13 protein-coding genes and 1 pseudogene are annotated in these 15,897 nt (G+C 65.6%); 7 read left to right on the top strand and 7 right to left on the bottom strand.

The window, feature by feature from the left end; translation table 11 throughout:
- Positions 1-9 precede the first annotated feature (9 nt).
- The 5 genes from IEX64_RS19210 to IEX64_RS19190 all read left to right on the top strand — a co-directional run bounded on the left by IEX64_RS19210 (position 10) and on the right by IEX64_RS19190 (position 4,716).
- Positions 10-1,446, top strand: coding sequence for a dihydrolipoamide acetyltransferase family protein (locus IEX64_RS19210; protein ID WP_188822284.1), 1,437 nt, complete (start codon positions 10-12; stop codon positions 1,444-1,446).
- Positions 1,443-1,991 carry a VOC family protein gene (locus IEX64_RS19205; protein WP_188822282.1) on the top strand — a complete coding sequence of 183 codons (549 nt, stop codon included), beginning with the start codon at positions 1,443-1,445 and terminating at the stop codon, positions 1,989-1,991. Before IEX64_RS19210 ends, IEX64_RS19205 begins: the two co-directional genes overlap by 4 nt.
- On the top strand, positions 1,991-3,211 hold the full coding sequence (locus tag IEX64_RS19200) for an acyl-CoA dehydrogenase family protein (protein ID WP_229710583.1): 1,221 nt from the start codon (positions 1,991-1,993) through the stop codon (positions 3,209-3,211). The genes IEX64_RS19205 and IEX64_RS19200 overlap by 1 nt, the downstream gene beginning before the upstream one ends.
- A complete protein-coding gene (locus tag IEX64_RS19195) occupies positions 3,208-4,269 on the top strand; it encodes a phosphotransferase (protein WP_188822280.1) in 1,062 nt (353 codons plus the stop codon). The genes IEX64_RS19200 and IEX64_RS19195 overlap by 4 nt, the downstream gene beginning before the upstream one ends.
- Before the next feature lie 105 nt (positions 4,270-4,374).
- Positions 4,375-4,716, top strand: coding sequence for a PilZ domain-containing protein (locus IEX64_RS19190; protein ID WP_188822277.1), 342 nt, complete (start codon positions 4,375-4,377; stop codon positions 4,714-4,716).
- Here IEX64_RS19190 and IEX64_RS19185 read toward each other — a convergent pair.
- The 6 genes from IEX64_RS19185 to hutI all read right to left on the bottom strand — a co-directional run bounded on the left by IEX64_RS19185 (position 4,683) and on the right by hutI (position 12,704).
- The gene (locus IEX64_RS19185; protein ID WP_188822276.1) at positions 4,683-6,164 is read right to left on the bottom strand and encodes a UdgX family uracil-DNA binding protein; all 1,482 of its coding nucleotides are present in this window, start codon (positions 6,162-6,164) and stop codon (positions 4,683-4,685) included. The genes IEX64_RS19190 and IEX64_RS19185 overlap by 34 nt on opposite strands.
- A complete protein-coding gene (locus tag IEX64_RS19180) occupies positions 6,161-7,402 on the bottom strand; it encodes a putative DNA modification/repair radical SAM protein (protein ID WP_188822274.1) in 1,242 nt (413 codons plus the stop codon). Before IEX64_RS19180 ends, IEX64_RS19185 begins: the two co-directional genes overlap by 4 nt.
- Positions 7,403-7,502: 100 nt before the next feature.
- Complete coding sequence (gene hutU / locus IEX64_RS19175; RefSeq protein WP_188822272.1) at positions 7,503-9,167, bottom strand: urocanate hydratase; 1,665 nt, start codon at positions 9,165-9,167, stop codon at positions 7,503-7,505.
- On the bottom strand, positions 9,164-9,973 hold the full coding sequence (gene hutG / locus IEX64_RS19170) for an N-formylglutamate deformylase (RefSeq protein WP_188822270.1): 810 nt from the start codon (positions 9,971-9,973) through the stop codon (positions 9,164-9,166). The genes hutU and hutG overlap by 4 nt, the downstream gene beginning before the upstream one ends.
- Positions 9,970-11,499 (bottom strand): histidine ammonia-lyase, encoded by a 1,530-nt coding sequence (hutH, locus tag IEX64_RS19165; RefSeq protein ID WP_188822268.1) that lies wholly within the window; start codon positions 11,497-11,499, stop codon positions 9,970-9,972. Before hutH ends, hutG begins: the two co-directional genes overlap by 4 nt.
- The gene (gene hutI, locus IEX64_RS19160; protein ID WP_188822266.1) at positions 11,496-12,704 is read right to left on the bottom strand and encodes an imidazolonepropionase; all 1,209 of its coding nucleotides are present in this window, start codon (positions 12,702-12,704) and stop codon (positions 11,496-11,498) included. Before hutI ends, hutH begins: the two co-directional genes overlap by 4 nt.
- 103 nt (positions 12,705-12,807) lie before the next feature.
- Between hutI and IEX64_RS19155 the strand changes: the two genes are divergently transcribed.
- Both IEX64_RS19155 and hutC read left to right on the top strand, forming a co-directional pair.
- The gene (locus IEX64_RS19155) at positions 12,808-14,172 is read left to right on the top strand and encodes a formimidoylglutamate deiminase (RefSeq protein ID WP_188822264.1); all 1,365 of its coding nucleotides are present in this window, start codon (positions 12,808-12,810) and stop codon (positions 14,170-14,172) included.
- Positions 14,169-14,882: a histidine utilization transcriptional repressor HutC gene (gene hutC, locus IEX64_RS19150; protein WP_188822385.1), complete on the top strand. Its 714-nt coding sequence runs from the start codon at positions 14,169-14,171 to the stop codon at positions 14,880-14,882. Before IEX64_RS19155 ends, hutC begins: the two co-directional genes overlap by 4 nt.
- Before the next feature lie 9 nt (positions 14,883-14,891).
- Here the strand turns inward: hutC and IEX64_RS19145 are convergent.
- Positions 14,892-15,698: pseudogene (locus IEX64_RS19145) on the bottom strand (poly-beta-hydroxybutyrate polymerase N-terminal domain-containing protein); the annotation flags it as partial.
- Between the last annotated feature and the right edge of the window lie 199 nt (positions 15,699-15,897).

Here is a 15,897-nt window from a genome sequence, read left to right as displayed (position 1 = left end):
GGCCCGGACATGAGCCGTATCCGCGCCTTTACGATGCCCAAGTGGGGCATCGAAATGACCGAGGGCACGATTGCCGAATGGATGGTGAAAGAGGGGGACTCCTTCAAGCGCGGCGATACGCTGTGCCTGATCGAGACCGCCAAGATTACCAATGAGGTCGAAGCCGAATACGACGCCACCGTGCGCAAGATTATCGTCGATGGCGGCTCTGAAGCCGAACCCGTCGGCGCGCTGCTGGCCGTTTTTGACGACGGCAGCAATTCGGATGCCGACATCGAGGCGTTCGTGGCCAGCTTCAAGCCAGCCGAAGGCGGCTTGGCGCAGGGCGCTTCGAAGGCCAGGGCCGAGCCGGAACCGGCCCCTGCGGTGGCCGCACCGGCGGAAGTCGAAAAGAAGCGAATCAAGATCGATACCAACCGTCCGATCAGTCCGGAGGCGCTGCGCCTGGCTGAAGAGGAAGGCGTCGACATTGGCGATATCGAGGGTTCCGGTCGCGGTGGCCGCATCACCCATCAGGACGTCGTAAAGGCACTTCGCGGCCCTGCCTCGCCGTCGCTCAAGGGTACGGTCGCGGTGGAGGAAGACGACCTCAAGGTCTTTGCCTCGCCACTGGCACGCCGGATTGCCGCTATCAATGGCATTGCGCTGTCGGGCGTGACCGGGACCGGCGCGCGCGGCCGTATTTCAAAGGCCGACGTACTGGCGCTGATGCCCAAGCCCTGTTCGGGCAGCGTGGGCATACCGGAGTTCGTACCCGGCGAGAACCGGCCCGAAGTCGTCCCGTTCGATCGCATTCGCAAGGTTGTGGCCCAGCGCCTCACCCAGGCGAAGCAGGAACTGCCGCACTTCTACCTGCGTATGTCCGCCAGTGCCGATGCACTGCTGGAAATGCGAAAGACCGCGAACCTCGTGCTGGGCTGCAAGGCTTCGGTGAACGACTGGATCGTCAAGGCCTCGGCCATGGCGCTGGTCAAGCATCCTGACGTCAACGTGCAGGTCCACGGGCAGGAAATCCACCGCTTCCCGCACGCTGACGTGTCGATTGCGGTTGCCAGCCCCAAGGGCCTCGTCACCCCGGTCGTGCGTCAGGCCAATCTGATGCGCATCGACCAGCTTGCCGCCGAAACCCGCCGCCTGATCGACAAGGCACAAGGCAAGGGCCTCTCCATGGAGGATATGGAAGGCGGAACGTTCTCCGTCTCCAATCTCGGCATGTTCGGCATCGAGAACTTCGATGCGATCATCAATCCGCCGCAGGGTGCGATCCTTGCCGTCGGCGCGGCGCAGCGTCAGCCGGTCGAGACTGCCGCGGGGGGCATTGCCTTCGAGACCCGCATCTCGTTCACGCTCTCGGTCGACCACCGGGCGATCGACGGGGCTGCCGGCGCGCAGTTCCTGCAGACGCTCAAGGACTTGATCGAGAAACCGGAAGGACTCTTCGCATGATCCCGAACCCTGCAGCGCCGGGGCCGCTCAAGGCGCTCGGCCCGGTGATCCAGCTTGCCTATTTCCCGACCGATTTCGATGCGGCGATGACATACTGGATCGAGACGGTCGGTGTCGGGCCGTTCTTCGTCCTCAACGACGTCAAGCTCGGCGAGATGAAGTACAAGGGCGCTCCGACCGAGGCTGTTTTCACGATGGCGATCGGCTACTGGAACGACATCCAGATCGAACTGATCAAGACGGACAGCACCGAGCCGTCGCTCTACCACGGCGAATACGCGGTGCGGGACCGCCTGCACCACGTCTGCGTGTTCGTCGATGATATCAAGGCCGCCCGAGCGGCCTGTGCCGAGTCGGGTGCGGAAGTGATCGTCGAGGGCAAAGTTGGGGAAGACGGAGAAGTGATCTACGTCGATCCGGGCAAGGGCCCGGGCTACGTGATCGAATATCTCCAGCCGATGGCGGGTTCCGAGGGCCTGTTCCAGATGATGAAGGATGCCGCCCGTGACTGGGACGGCACCGATCCTGTGAGAGTGCTCCAGTAATGACCGTACTTCAGACCAACCCGGCTGCCATTTCCGACTATGCGCGCGAGATGGGCGCGAAAGTCGAGGCTTTCGTGCGCGAAGTCGTCGTGCCCTACGAAAAGGACACGCGCCGCGATCATCACGGCGCGCCGACCGACGAACTCGTGATGGAAATGCGCGATAAGGCTCGCGCCGCCGGCGTGCTGACGCCGCACATCCGTGACGATGGTTCGCACCTGACGCAGCGCGAGACGGCCTATGTCCTGATCAAGTCGGGCCTGTCGCCGCTGGGCCCGCTGGCTTGCAACACCTTCGCGCCCGACGAGGGGAACATGTACCTGATCGGTCATGTCGGCTCGCCCGAACTCAAGGAGCGCTTCCTCAACAAGCTGATCGACGGCACCGCGCGTTCGGCCTTCTTCATGACCGAGCCCGCCGAATGGGGCGGAGCGGGCTCCGATCCCTCAATGATGAAGACGACCTGCCGCCGCGACGGCAACCACTGGATCGTCAATGGCCGCAAGACCTTCATCACCGGTGCCAAGGGCGCGAAGGTCGGCATCGTCATGGCCGCGTCCGAGGAAGAGGACACCAAGGGCGGCGCCTGTATGTTTCTCGTCGACCTGCCCGATGACGCGATCCGCATCGACGAGATACCCAACACTATCGACAGTTCGATGCCGGGCGGCCACGCGACGCTGACGCTAGATAACCTGCGCATTCCGGCGGACCAGATGCTCGGCCAGCCGGGCGAAGGCTTCAAGTACGCGCAGGTGCGCCTGTCGCCAGCGCGCCTTTCGCACTGCATGCGCTGGCTGGGTGCCTGCATCCGCGCGCAGGAGATCGCCACCGACTACGCCTGCCGCCGCGAGGCTTTCGGTAAGACGCTGATCGATCACGAGGGCGTGGGCTTCATGCTGGCGCAGAACAAGATCCTGATCGAGCAGAGTGAACTGATGATCGACTGGTGTGCCAGCGTTCTCGACACTGGCTCGCTCGGCACCGTCGAAAGCTCGATGACCAAGGTTTCGGTCAGCGAGTCGATGATGACGATTGCCGACAACTGCGTGCAGGTGATGGGCGGTACCGGCGTGACCGACCGCACCATCGTCGAGCAGGTCTTCCGCGAAGTCCGCGCCTTCCGCATCTACGACGGCCCGACCGAGGTTCACAAGTGGAGCCTCGCCAAGAAGATCAAGCGGGAGTGGAAGCAGGCGCAGGAAGCGCAGAACGCATGAACGACCTCGCCGAAGCCAATACCGGGACCACGGCCGTTCGCGAGGGCTATGCCTTCGACGAGGCGGCGCTCGAAAACTGGCTAAAGGCCAATGTCGAAGGCTACGCCGGGCCGCTGGGCGTCGAGCAGTTCAAAGGTGGGCAGTCGAACCCGACCTACAAGCTTGTGACCCCCGCGCGCAGCTATGTCCTGCGCCGCAAGCCGCCCGGCGAGATCCTCAAGGGCGCCCATGCCGTGGAGCGCGAGGCCAAGGTGCTGACCGCGCTCCATGCGCAGGGCTTCCCGGTCGCGCGCGTCTACGGCTTGTGCACTGATGAGAGCGTGATCGGCACCTGGTTCTACGTGATGGAAATGGTCGAGGGCCGCATCTTCTGGGATGCAACCGTACCCGGCGTTTCCAACGAAGAACGCGCCGCGATCTTCGACGCGATGAACGCGACGATCGCGCAGCTCCATTCCTATGATCCCGAGACGATCGGCCTCGGCGATTACGGCAAGCCGGGCAATTACTTCGCCCGGCAAGTCGGCCGCTGGTCGCGCCAGTACCGCGAGGACGAGGCGGCGGGGCGCGACGAGGCCATGGACGCGGTGATCGAGTGGCTGGAGGTGAACATGCCCGAGGACGATGGCGCCTCCTCCGTTATCCACGGCGACTTCCGCATCGACAACATGATCTTCCACCCGACCGAGCCGCGCGTGCTGGCGGTGCTCGACTGGGAGCTATCGACGCTGGGCCATCCGCTGGCGGACTTCGCCTATCACGCGATGATGTACCACATGCCGCCGCACATCGTGGCAGGGCTCGGCGGCGCGGACATCGCCGCGCTCGGCATTCCCAGTGAGGAAGACTACGTCGCTGCCTATTGCCGCCGCACGGGCCGCGAGGGGCTGCCCGACTACCGCTACTACCTGGCGTTCAACTTTTTCCGCCTCGCCGCGATCTTTCACGGCATCAAGGGGCGCGTCATTCGTGGCACCGCCGCCAACGCGCAGGCGAAGGAACGGGCCGAAGCGTTTCCCGAACTGGCCAGGCTGGCACTGGGATTTACCGACGCTTGATCCGGCCAGGCGATCTTAAGCCGCGTTTCCAGCCAAAGAACCGAGGTTCAAGAAAAATTTAGGACATCTCTGTCTAAATTGTCCTCGTAGTTGTGAGGGCGTCACATGACGGACGATCACCAGCCGAAGCAATCGTGGGGCCAGCGCCGCGAAAAACGCCTTACCTTGGGCGCGTCGGCAGTCGTGCGCGATAGTTGCAAGACGCGGATTGGCGGCACCATGCTCGACATTTCGCAATGGGGCTGCCGGATTCAGCTTTCGTCTCCAACTGCAAGTCCTGGACGATGCGTCACTATCAAGCTGGAAGGGATGGAATCGTGGTCCGGCTATGTGCGCTGGGCCAATGCCACGCAGGTTGGCGTCGAATTCGAGCGGCCCCTGCATCTGGCCATCGTCGATCACCTGGCGCAGGTTCATCCCGAAGTGGAAATCCTCTCCGCAGCCTGACGGAGTTCGGGGCGCCAGTGCTGGCTTGAAAGCGCCTCTGCCAGAACTTTCAAATCCTGGACGAAACGGGCTGTCTCCCGCTCGCGCGCATCGCCTTCCAGCCGCAGCAGATAGCTTGGATGGGCGGTCAGCAGCATGTGCGTGCCGTCGGGGAGGGGCACAGGAACACCGCGTTCACGGCCCACGCTGGGGGTGCGTCCGAGCAGGGCGCGGCCTGCGCTGGCGCCCAAGGCGAGAATCCAGTCCGGGCGCACCAGCGCGCGTTCGGCGTCCAGCCACCAGCGGCAGTGATCGATCTCTCTGGCAGAAGGGTTCTGGTGCAGCCGTTTCTTGCCGCGCGGTAAGAATTTGAAATGCTTCACGGCATTGGTGAGGTAGGCTGCACTCCGGTCGATGCCGGCTTCCGCCAGATGCCTATCGAGCACGGCTCCCGCAGGTCCGACGAAAGGACGGCCCATGGTTTCCTCGGTATCGCCGGGCTGCTCGCCGAGTATGAGCAGCCGCGCCTGCGTCGGGCCTTCACCGGGCACTGCGCGCGTACCATTGCAGCCGATGGGGCAGCGGCTGCAGTCGGAGATACCTTCGGCTATGTCCGCCAGATTTGCAGGCATGGGCGACGATGCGATGTCTTCGCCGGCGATGGCGATCATTGCGGCCTCGCGGGCCTGCGCACCTGCTATCAGGTCCGGGATCAGCCGCGTCTCGGGCATGTTCTTCCAGTACTTGCGCGGCATTTCCTTGAGCATCGCGCTCACTTTCAGCCGCGCCGGATTGAAGATCGAGGCATAGTAGCGCTGCCATGCCGCTTCGGTGGCGTCGTGATCGGGGGCATCCTCGCGCCGGGCTGCCGGGCCTTCCTGCAGCGCCGACCCGTCCCAATGCAGGCTGAGCGAGGGCGTGAGGATGGACCACTGCTGATTGGCGAAGCGGTCGACGAAGAAGGCGGCATTGGCCCGCACGATGTGGTGTTCCGGTTCGAACCAGGCGACGAAGCGCTCGCCTCCGGTCTCGTCGCGCATGCTGCGAAAGCGCACGAAGGCCCGCATCTTGTGGATGTCGCGCCGAACGGTCCGGGCCAGCCGCTCGAGTTCGCGGACCTGCCCGTCGGCGGCATCGTCCATCAGGTGCCGGTTTGCTTGCAGGCGCCAGAGCAGGTCGTAGAGCAGCGAGAAGCGTTCAGGCGCGCGGTGCAGCAGGGCCGTTTTTGCGAGATCGAGAAACCGGGCGCTGGCACGAACCAGTGCAGCTGGGTTCGCTTCCGGCGGAGGAGCGCTGGCCATGGTAGCGAAGAGATCCCCCGTCGTGCCACCGGCAACGCTCCAAGACACGTGCTCCGGCGCGATATGCGCTGCCACCAGAGCCCTTGCCCGTTCGCGCCAGCCTGCGAAATCATCAGGGGCATCAAGCTCCACGTGAACCCTCTCGGCGATTTTGCGGGCCGGAGTCATGCAAACAGTTCCAGCTGCTGTTGCGGCGGGGCCAGCATCCGGCGCAGGTCGACGCGGTCCGTGAGGCGGGTGGGGCGCCAGTCGGCCGCCACCAGAAAAGGGCGTAGCCGGGCGACGGAAACGGTCAGCCGCGCCACATCGTCCAGCCGCAGGCGCCGATGCCGGCGGGCGGCGAGCAGGGCATCGACTGCGCGCGTTCCAAGCCCCGGCACCCGCAGCAGCGCCTCGCGCGGGGCGGTATTCACGTCGACGGGAAAGGCCTCCCGCCGCTTGAGGGCCCAGGCCAGTTTGGGATCGATGTCGAGCGGCAGCATACCATCGTCCTGCGCGGCTTCGGCGATTTCTTCCGGCGCGAAGCCGTAGAACCGGGTGAGCCAGTCGCTCTGGTAGAGCCGGTGCTCGCGGATCAGCGGCGGGCGCTTCAGCGGCAGGATGGCACTGGCGTCGGGGATCGGGCTGAAGGCGGAGTAGTAAACCCGGCGCAGGCCGAAGCGGCCGTAGAGACTGCTGGCGCGCTGGATGATCGCGATATCGTTCGCGCCATCTGCGCCGACGATCATCTGCGTCGATTGCCCGGCAGGCGCAAAGCGCGGGGCATGGCGGAAGCGTTTGCGCGCGTCCTTTGCTTCATCGATGGCGCTGCCGATATGGCCCATTGCGCCTTCGATCCGCGCCGCGTTCTTGTCCGGCGCGAGGCGGGCGAGTCCTGGATCGGTCGGCAGTTCGACGTTGATCGAGATGCGATCGGCCCAGAGCCCGGCTTGCTCGACCAGTTCGGGATCGGCCTCTGGAATGGCCTTCAGGTGGATGTAGCCGCGAAAGTCGTGATCCTCGCGCAGCGAGCGGGCGACTTCGGTCAGTTGCTCCATCGTATGGTTGGAGGACTTCACGATCCCGGACGAGAGGAACAGTCCCTCGATGTAGTTGCGGCGGTAGAAGTCGAGCGTCAGCTGCACCACCTCAGCCGGCGTGAAGCGCGCGCGGCGGACGTTCGAGCTCTTGCGGTTTATGCAGTAGTGGCAATCGAAGATGCAGTGGTTGGTCAGCAGCACCTTGAGCAGCGAGATGCAGCGCCCATCCGGCGCGTAGGCATGGCAAATACCCATGCCCTGTGTTGACCCGACGCCGCGCCCACCCCGGCTCGAACGCTTGTCCGTGCCGGAAGAGGCGCAGGATGCATCGTACTTGGCTGCATCGGCGAGAATCCCCAGCCGTTCGAGCAGATCGGAACCAGACATTGGTTCTTATTATGTTCTTATCATCGGAAGGGCAATATCCAATCGCGGGCAGCCGTCGATCGCAGGCTATTGCTGTCCCGATCCCGCAACCGATCGCGGTTTACAGGATGCCCGGCAGATCCAGCCCCTTCTCGCGGGCGCAATCGAGCGCTATGTCGTAGCCAGCATCGGCATGGCGCATCACGCCCGTCGCCGGATCGTTCCAAAGTACCCGTTCCAGACGCCTCGCAGCCGCTTCGGTGCCGTCGGCGACGATCACCATCCCCGCATGCTGCGAATAGCCCATGCCCACGCCGCCGCCGTGGTGCAGCGAGACCCATGTCGCGCCGCTGGCGGTGTTGAGCAAGGCATTGAGCAGCGGCCAGTCCGACACCGAATCGGAGCCGTCGCGCATCGCTTCGGTCTCGCGATTGGGACTGGCGACCGAGCCGGAATCGAGATGGTCGCGCCCGATCACCATCGGTGCCTTCAACTCGCCGCTGGCGACCATTTCATTGAAGGCGAGGCCGAGCCGGTGGCGGTCGCCGAGCCCGACCCAGCAGATGCGTGCAGGCAGGCCCTGAAAGTGGATGCGCTCGCGTGCCATGTCGAGCCAGCGGTGCAGGTGCGCGTCATCGGGCATCAGTTCCTTCACCTTGGCGTCGGTCTTGTAGATGTCCTCCGGATCTCCGGAAAGTGCCGTCCAGCGGAACGGGCCGATGCCGCGGCAGAACAGCGGGCGGATATAGGCGGGCACGAAGCCGGGGAAGTCGAAGGCGTTCTCCACCCCTTCGTCCTTGGCCATCTGACGGATGTTGTTGCCGTAATCGACGGTCGGCACCCCTGCGGCCTGAAAGTCGAGCATGGCGCGCACATGAATTGCCATCGAGGCCTTGGCCGCCTTGGCAACGGCATCGGGTTCCCGCTCGCGGCGTTCCAGCCATTCGGCCACGCTCCACCCGGCAGGCAGGTAGCCGTTGACCGGATCGTGCGCCGAGGTCTGATCGGTCAGCAGGTTCGGCCGAATGCCGCGGGCGTACATCTCGGGCAGGATTTCCGCCGCATTGCCGAGCAGGCCGACCGAGACGGCCCTGCCTTCGTTCTTGGCCTTGTCGATCAGGGCCACGGCCTCTTCGATGGTATCGGCGCGGTGGTCTAGGTACCCGGTACGCAGGCGCATCTCGATGCGGCTTTCCTGGCATTCCACGGCAAGGCACGAGGCGCCGGCCATGACCGCCGCCAGCGGCTGCGCACCGCCCATGCCGCCAAGCCCGGCCGTGAGCAGCCAGCGGCCTTGCAGGTCGGCGTCATAGTGCTGGCGCCCCATCTCGGCGAAAGTCTCGTAAGTCCCCTGAACGATGCCCTGGCTGCCGATGTAGATCCACGATCCCGCGGTCATCTGGCCGTACATCGCCAGCCCCTTGCGATCGAGTTCTTGGAAATGCTCCCAGGTTGCCCACCTGGGCACGAGGTTGGAGTTGGCGAGCAACACGCGCGGCGCATCGGCATGGGTGCGGAACACCCCGACCGGCTTTCCCGACTGGATCAGCAGCGTTTCGTCGTCTCCAAGCCGGCGCAGCGTCTCGACGATCCGGTCGTAGCTCTCCCAGTCGCGCGCGGCGCGGCCGATGCCGCCGTAGACCACGAGTTCCTCGGGGCGCTCGGCGACGTCCGGGTGCAGGTTGTTCATCAGCATGCGCAGCGGGGCTTCGGTCAGCCAGCTTCGGGCGGTGCGCGCGGTGCCGGTTGCCGGAACGATCCGGCGCGAATTGTCGAGGCGGGTCATGATCGGCCTTTCGCGAAGTCGAGACATGCGTCGATGACGCGGTGCAGGGGGGGCAGAACAACGGGCGCCTCGGCGAGAGGGGCGGGCCAGTTCTCGGGCGAGGGCGCGTCGGGTTCGGTGAGATAGCCGCGCATGGCCAGTTCCATCTGGATGGCGTGGATCCCGCTTTCCGGCGTGCCATAGTGGCGGGTGGTCCAGCCGCCACGGAACCGGCCGTCGACCACGTGCGACAGGCCACTTTGGATGCAGGTATGCGTGACGGCATAGCGCAGGGCGGAATCGCAGGTGCGCCCGCCATCGGTGCCGATGTTGAATTGCGGCAATTCGCCCTCGAACAGGCGCGGCACATGGCTGCGGATCGAGTGGGCGTCGTAGAGGACCACGCGCTCATGCGCGGCGCGAAGGCGCTCGATCTCAGCTGCTATGGCGGCGTGGTAGGGATCGAACCCGGCCTTGCGGCGGCGCCCGATCTCCGCAGCGTCGGGGGGATCGGCAGAGTAGAGCGCTTCGCCGTCGAAGGTCTCGACCGGGCACAGGCCCGTGGTCGTCTGGCCCGGATAGAGCGAGGCGCCCGATGGATCGCGGTTGCAGTCCACGACCGTGCGCGAAATCGAGGTCGCGACTGTTGTCGCACCGCGTTCGCGGACGAAGGCATAGAGCTGGGCGATGTGCCAGTCGGCGTCCTTGCGGGCCAGCCAAGGGGAGGTGAGGCGCGCTTCGAGATCCTGCGGGATAGCCGAGCCGCCGTGCGGGAAACACACGATCAGCGGGGCGTCCCCGCGCTGGATGTCGATCCAGTCGGTCATGCCAGCGCCGGCAGGTCCATCCCGGCCGTCTCGGTAACGGCGCCCGACCGCACGAGGGCATTGGCCGCTTCCATGTCGGGATGGAAATGCCGGTCCGATCCGAGTGCGGGTACGGCCTCGCGCACGAGGCTGCGCACCGCTTCGAGCGCATCGCTCGAGGTGAGCGGGGCATGGAAATCGCAGCCTTGGGCCGCCGCCAGCAGTTCGATGCCGACGACGGCGGTGGCATTCTGCACCATACCTGTCAGGCGCCGGGCGCCATGCGCGGCCATCGAAACGTGGTCTTCCTGATTGGCCGATGTCGGGATCGAATCCACCGAGGCCGGATAGGCCCGCTGCTTGTTCTCCGAGACGAGCGCGGCGGCCGTCACCTGCGGGATCATGAAGCCGGAATTGAGGCCGGGTTCCGGGGTGAGGAACGCCGGCAGGCCGGACAGCGCCGGATCGACGAGCATCGCCACGCGCCGCTCGCTCAGTGAACCGATCTCGCACACGGCCAGCGCGATCATGTCGGCGGCGAACGCTACGGGTTCGGCGTGGAAATTGCCGCCGGATAGCGCTTCGTCGGTCTCCGTGAAGATCAGCGGATTGTCCGAAACGCCGTTTGCTTCGATGGCCAGTGTCGTTGCAGCTTGCCGCAGCAGGTCGAGCGCGGCGCCCATGACCTGCGGCTGGCAGCGCAGGCAATACGGGTCCTGCACGCGGATGTCGTTGACGATGTGGCTGGCGCGGATGGCGGAACCGGCCATCAACTCGCGCAGGACATGGGCGGTGTCGATCTGACCGCGATGCCCGCGCAGGGTATGAATGCGCGGGTCGAACGGCGCGTCCGAGCCTTTGGCCGCCTCGGTCGAGAGTGCGCCGGTGACGAGGGCGGTCTGCAGCAGCCGTTCGGTGTCGAACAGGCCGGCAAGAGCCCATGCGCAAGAGAACTGGGTGCCGTTGAGCAGCGCGAGGCCTTCCTTCGGGCCGAGCCGGGCAGGCTCCAGCCCAGCGTCCGCAAGGGCTTTTTCCGCCGGAAGCCGGGCCCCATCGACGAAGACATCGCCGACACCGATCATGGCAGCGGCCATGTGCGCGAGCGGGGCAAGGTCGCCGCTGGCGCCGACCGAGCCCTGGCTGGGGATGACCGGCGTGATGCCCTTCACCAGCATCGCTTCGAGCAGGTCAGCGGTGGCCGGGGCGATGCCGGAGGCGCCCTGTGCGAGGCTGGCGAGCTTGAGCGCCATCATCAGGCGCGCAACGGGAACGGGCGTCGGTTCGCCGGTGCCGGCAGCGTGGCTGAGCACAATGTTGCGCTGGAGCGTCGCAAGATCGGCATCCTCGATGCGGATGCTGGCGAGTTTTCCGAAGCCGGTGTTGATGCCGTAGACCGGTTCGCCATGCGCGATGATCCGGGCGACCGCCTGCGCGCTGCGGGCAATGCCGGGCGCGGCGTCCGGGTGCAGGCGCACCTCGGCGCCGCGGTAGATCGCGCGCCAGTCGCTCAGCGAGACGTCGCCGGGGGTGAGAGTGATCGTGCTCAATGGCCTCTCCGAATGCGGGTATGAAGGGGATTGAAGCCGATGCGGTAGACCAGCTCGGCAGGGTTCTCGATGGTCCAGACGGCCAGATCGCAAGCCTTGCCCGCTTCCAGCGTGCCGATCTCGCCATCCATTCCCAGCGCCTGCGCGGCATGGCGGGTGACGCCGAGCAGGCATTCCTCGACCGTCATCCGGAACAGTGTGGCGCCCATGTTCATCGTGAGCAGCAGCGAAGTGAGCGGGGACGTGCCTGGATTGCAGTCTGTCGCCAGTGCCATCGGTACCCCGGCTTCGCGCAGGGCGGCAATCGGCGGCAGGCGGGTTTCGCGAGTGAAGTAATAGGCGCCGGGCAGTATCGTGGCGACGGTACCAGCGCGGGCCATCGCAGCGACACCCTCATCGTCGAGCCATTCGAGGTGATCGGCGGACAGCGCGCCGAATTCTGCCGCGAGGGCCGAGCCGTGCTGATTGGACAATTGTTCTGCATGGAGCTTGACCGGGAGACCGGCCTTGCGCGCGGCTTCCAGTACGCGGCGGGTCTGCGCGTTGGTGAAGCCGATGGACTCGCAGAAGGCATCGACCGCATCGGCAAGGCCTTCTCCCGCCAGCGCCGGGATCATCTCCTGCACTACCGCGTCGATATAGCCATCGGCATTGCCGGCATATTCCTTGGGCAGGGCATGAGCGCCGAGGAACGTGGTCGTCACGCCAACATCGCGCTCTTCCCCGAGGCGCCGGGCGGCGCGTAGCATACGCCGTTCGGCTTCCAGCGAGAGGCCGTAGCCCGATTTCACTTCGACGGTCGTGACGCCCTCGGCGATCAGCGCGTCGAGGCGGGGGAGGGCGCCAGCGACGAGATCGTCCTCCGACGCGGCGCGTGTGGCGGCGACCGTGGAAACGATGCCTCCGCCAGCGCGCGCGATTTCTTCATAGCTGGCGCCTTGCAGCCGCAGTTCGAATTCATGCGCGCGGTTGCCGGCGTGGATCAGGTGGGTGTGGCAGTCGATCAGGCCTGGCGTGATCCAGCGGCCTTCACAGTCGTGCACTTCGGCCCTTGCGAAGTTCGGGGCCGAGGCAGCCGGTCCGGCATAGACGATCCGGCCATCCAGACTGGCGATAACGCCGTTGTCGATCAGCCCCAGGCGATCTGCGCCGTCCCCGCACATCGTCGCGAGGCGCGCGTTGGTCCAGGCCCTGTCGCATTGCATCGCAGCCGAATCTCCCTTCCCGGCCTGTTCGCCGCCGGCACGTTCTTGGCAGCGCGCCTCATTAATGTATAGACATTACATCCGCCCAGCAAGGAAGGGTTCGATGGGCACGGTAACGACACTCCATTTCGCCTCGCTGTTCACACCGGATGGCTGGTGCCGCGATGCGCGCGTGACCGTCGCCGATGGTCTCGTGGCAGCATTGGCAATGGACACCCCGCCGCAGCCGGAGGACGAGCGCCATGCCGTCGGTCTCCCCGGTATGCCCAACCTGCACAGCCACGCCTTCCAGCGCGGCATGGCGGGGCTGGCTGAGCATCGGGGGCAGGGCGAGGACAGCTTCTGGACGTGGCGGGAGGCCATGTACCGTTTTGTCCACGCCCTTGATCCTGATACGTTCGAGGCGATTGCCGCGCTGGCCTACATGGAAATGCTCGAGGCCGGCTTCACCCGCGTCGGCGAATTCCACTATCTGCACAATGCGCCTGATGGGGGCTCCTATGACAACCCGGCGCGCATGGCCGGGGCTCTGGCGGCCGCAGCCGCGAGCACCGGTCAGGCGCTGACGATGCTGCCCGTCTTCTATGCGCAGGGCGGCTTCGGCGGCATTACGGCAGGGGCTCAGCAGCGACGGTTCGTCACCGATCCGGAAAGCTATGGGCGCCTGCTGGATGGCGCGCGCGCCGCTCTGGCGGGACTGGATGACGCGAGACTGGGAGTCGCCCCGCATTCGTTGCGCGCGGTGACGCCTGCCTCCTTGCGGGAAGTGCTGGCCGTTGCACCCGCGGGGCCGGTTCACATCCACATCGCCGAACAGGAACGCGAAGTGGCCGACTGCCGCGACTGGAGCGGTGCGCGCCCGGTGCAATGGCTGATGGACAATGCCGATGTCGGCGCCGACTGGTGCCTCGTTCATGCCACCCACGTCGACCGGAGCGAATTGGCTGCCATTGCCCGGAGTAAGGCCGTGGCAGGGCTGTGCCCGATCACCGAAGCGAACCTTGGCGATGGCGTGTTTCCCGCCGTCGAGGCGCTGGGGCAGGGCGTGCGGTTCGGGATCGGGTCGGATTCCAATGTGCGGATCGACATGACCGAGGAACTGCGCTTGCTCGAATACGGGCAGAGGCTGATCCACCGCCGCCGTAATTGTCTTGCGGGATCGGAAGGAGGATCGGCGGGAAGGGTGCTGTTCGAGCGGGCGCTTGCCGGAGGACAGCAGGCGCTCGCGGCGCCATCTCCGCTGGGCCTCGGTTCGCCTGCGGACATCGTCAGTCTCGAGGCCGATCATCCTTCATTGATCGGTCGCAGCGGTGACGCGCTGCTGGACGGCTTGCTGTTCGCGGCGGGGCAGGGCGCTATCGACTGCGTCTGGCGGCGGGGCATCAAATGGGTCGAAGGCGGACGGCACCGGAACCGCGATGCCATCAGGACCAGGTATCGCATGACGCTGGAAGGGCTGCTGGCATGACCAGACCGCTCGGCGAACGCATCCGCAGCCAGGTCGAGGCGCGTATTCTCTCGGGTGACCTTGCCCCGGGCGAGCGCCTCCCCACCGAAGCCGAACTGATGCAGCAGTTCGGCTGTTCGCGCATGACGGTCAGCAAGGCGCTATCCGCGCTGGCCGATGCTGGGCTGATCGAACGGCGCAAGCGGGCGGGTTCCTTTGTGTCGCGGCCGCGCGTGCATTCCATGGTTCTCGACATTCACGACCTTGCCGAGGAAGTGGCCGCGCGCGGGCAGGCGCATCGTTATCGTCTGATCCGCCGCGAAGTGAGCGAGGCCGGCATCGCGCACTTCGGCCCGGAAGGCGGACAAGTGCTGGCGCTGGACGGCCTGCATCTGGCCGACAACGTGCCCTTCGCTTTCGAACAACGGCTGGTCGACATCGCGGCGGTGCCGGACATTGCCGGGGTCGATTTCGACCACCTCGCGCCCGGCTCCTGGCTGCTGCGGCACGTTCCCTGGGACGAAGCGGAGACCCGGATCGCGGCGGAAGGGGCCAGCGGCAGCATTGCCGACTGGCTGGACGTCGAAGTCGGGGTCGCAACGCTCGTGGTCGAGCGGCGGACCTGGCGCGGCCCGGATAGTATCACCTTCGTGCGGCAACACTTCCGGGCCGATCAGTACGACCTCGTCGCACGCTTCGGGCAGCGTTCTGCCAGCCGCTCGAGCGGGTAGGTCAGCCTTGAAGCCCTGACCGGTCAGCCAGCGCACGAGCGAGTTTTCCGGCGAAAGGTCGAGGATGTAATACTTCATGATCCACGCCGGCACGATCAGCACCGGCTCGGGCCGGACCTGCGCGGTGGTCGGTTCGTACTGGATCAGTTCGATCAGGTCGTTGCGATAGACGACCTTGCCGGGCGTGGTGGCGACCTTTTCGCCGACCGGGAATTGCTCGGCGCCGACCGGCGGTTCGCCGCGGGCCTGCCGTTCGAAATCCTCAATGAAGTATTTCCAGCCATCGGCGAGGCAAAGCCCGCCGGTTTCGAGCAGGCGCTTCTGCAGGACCGGATTGGTGGCGATGAAATTGCTCGGCGCTGCCACATCGAGCATCTGCCGGGCCATGAACGAAACGATGTCCTGATGATGGCGGCTGACGCCCGGAACCCCGGTGGTGGCCGCATGCCACCACTGCTGGGTCAGCAGAAACATCTGCGCGATCAGCCCGTAAGGCGCTTCTCGCCATGCCGGATCGTCGAACCGGTGGTCCTGCGGCAGTGGCTCGATTGCCGGGCAGGGTTCGTCTTCGCGGGCGCAGCGCGTGGCGTAATCGGTCAGCCGGACATTCTTGCGATAGGCCTTTTCGGCCAGTTGGAGCTGCTTGCCCGGCGCCACCGCGACATGGATACACCAGTCCATGGCGGAGAGCGCAAGCGTCGCCGGGGATATACCGCCGGTGAGCCGCGAAATGCCGGCCATCGCCATGTGGTCGAGCGTTTCGGCAACACCATCGATCGGATCGGGAGGCGTGAAGGGTTGGTCTGATGAAGTCATCGTCGTTCCCGCAATCTGGCCCGCCGCCATGGCAATCCGGTGTCACTGCATGAAGTGAGCCTCGAATCGCAATGACTTGCGCGTCTGCCTGCCGCCCATAGCATCTCCCGGCCTTCTTAGGGGGCGGGTTTGTCTAGAGCGGTTTTCGATCATTCTGGTTCGTACCCGCATGATTTGAAGTAGTTGGCGCATTCGTGGG

Origin of the sequence: Novosphingobium indicum, assembly GCF_014645195.1 — a bacterium.
Taxonomy (GTDB): domain Bacteria; phylum Pseudomonadota; class Alphaproteobacteria; order Sphingomonadales; family Sphingomonadaceae; genus Novosphingobium; species Novosphingobium indicum.
The sequence above is the reverse complement of the archived record's forward strand: the minus strand, read 5'-3'. Positions and strand labels throughout refer to the sequence as shown.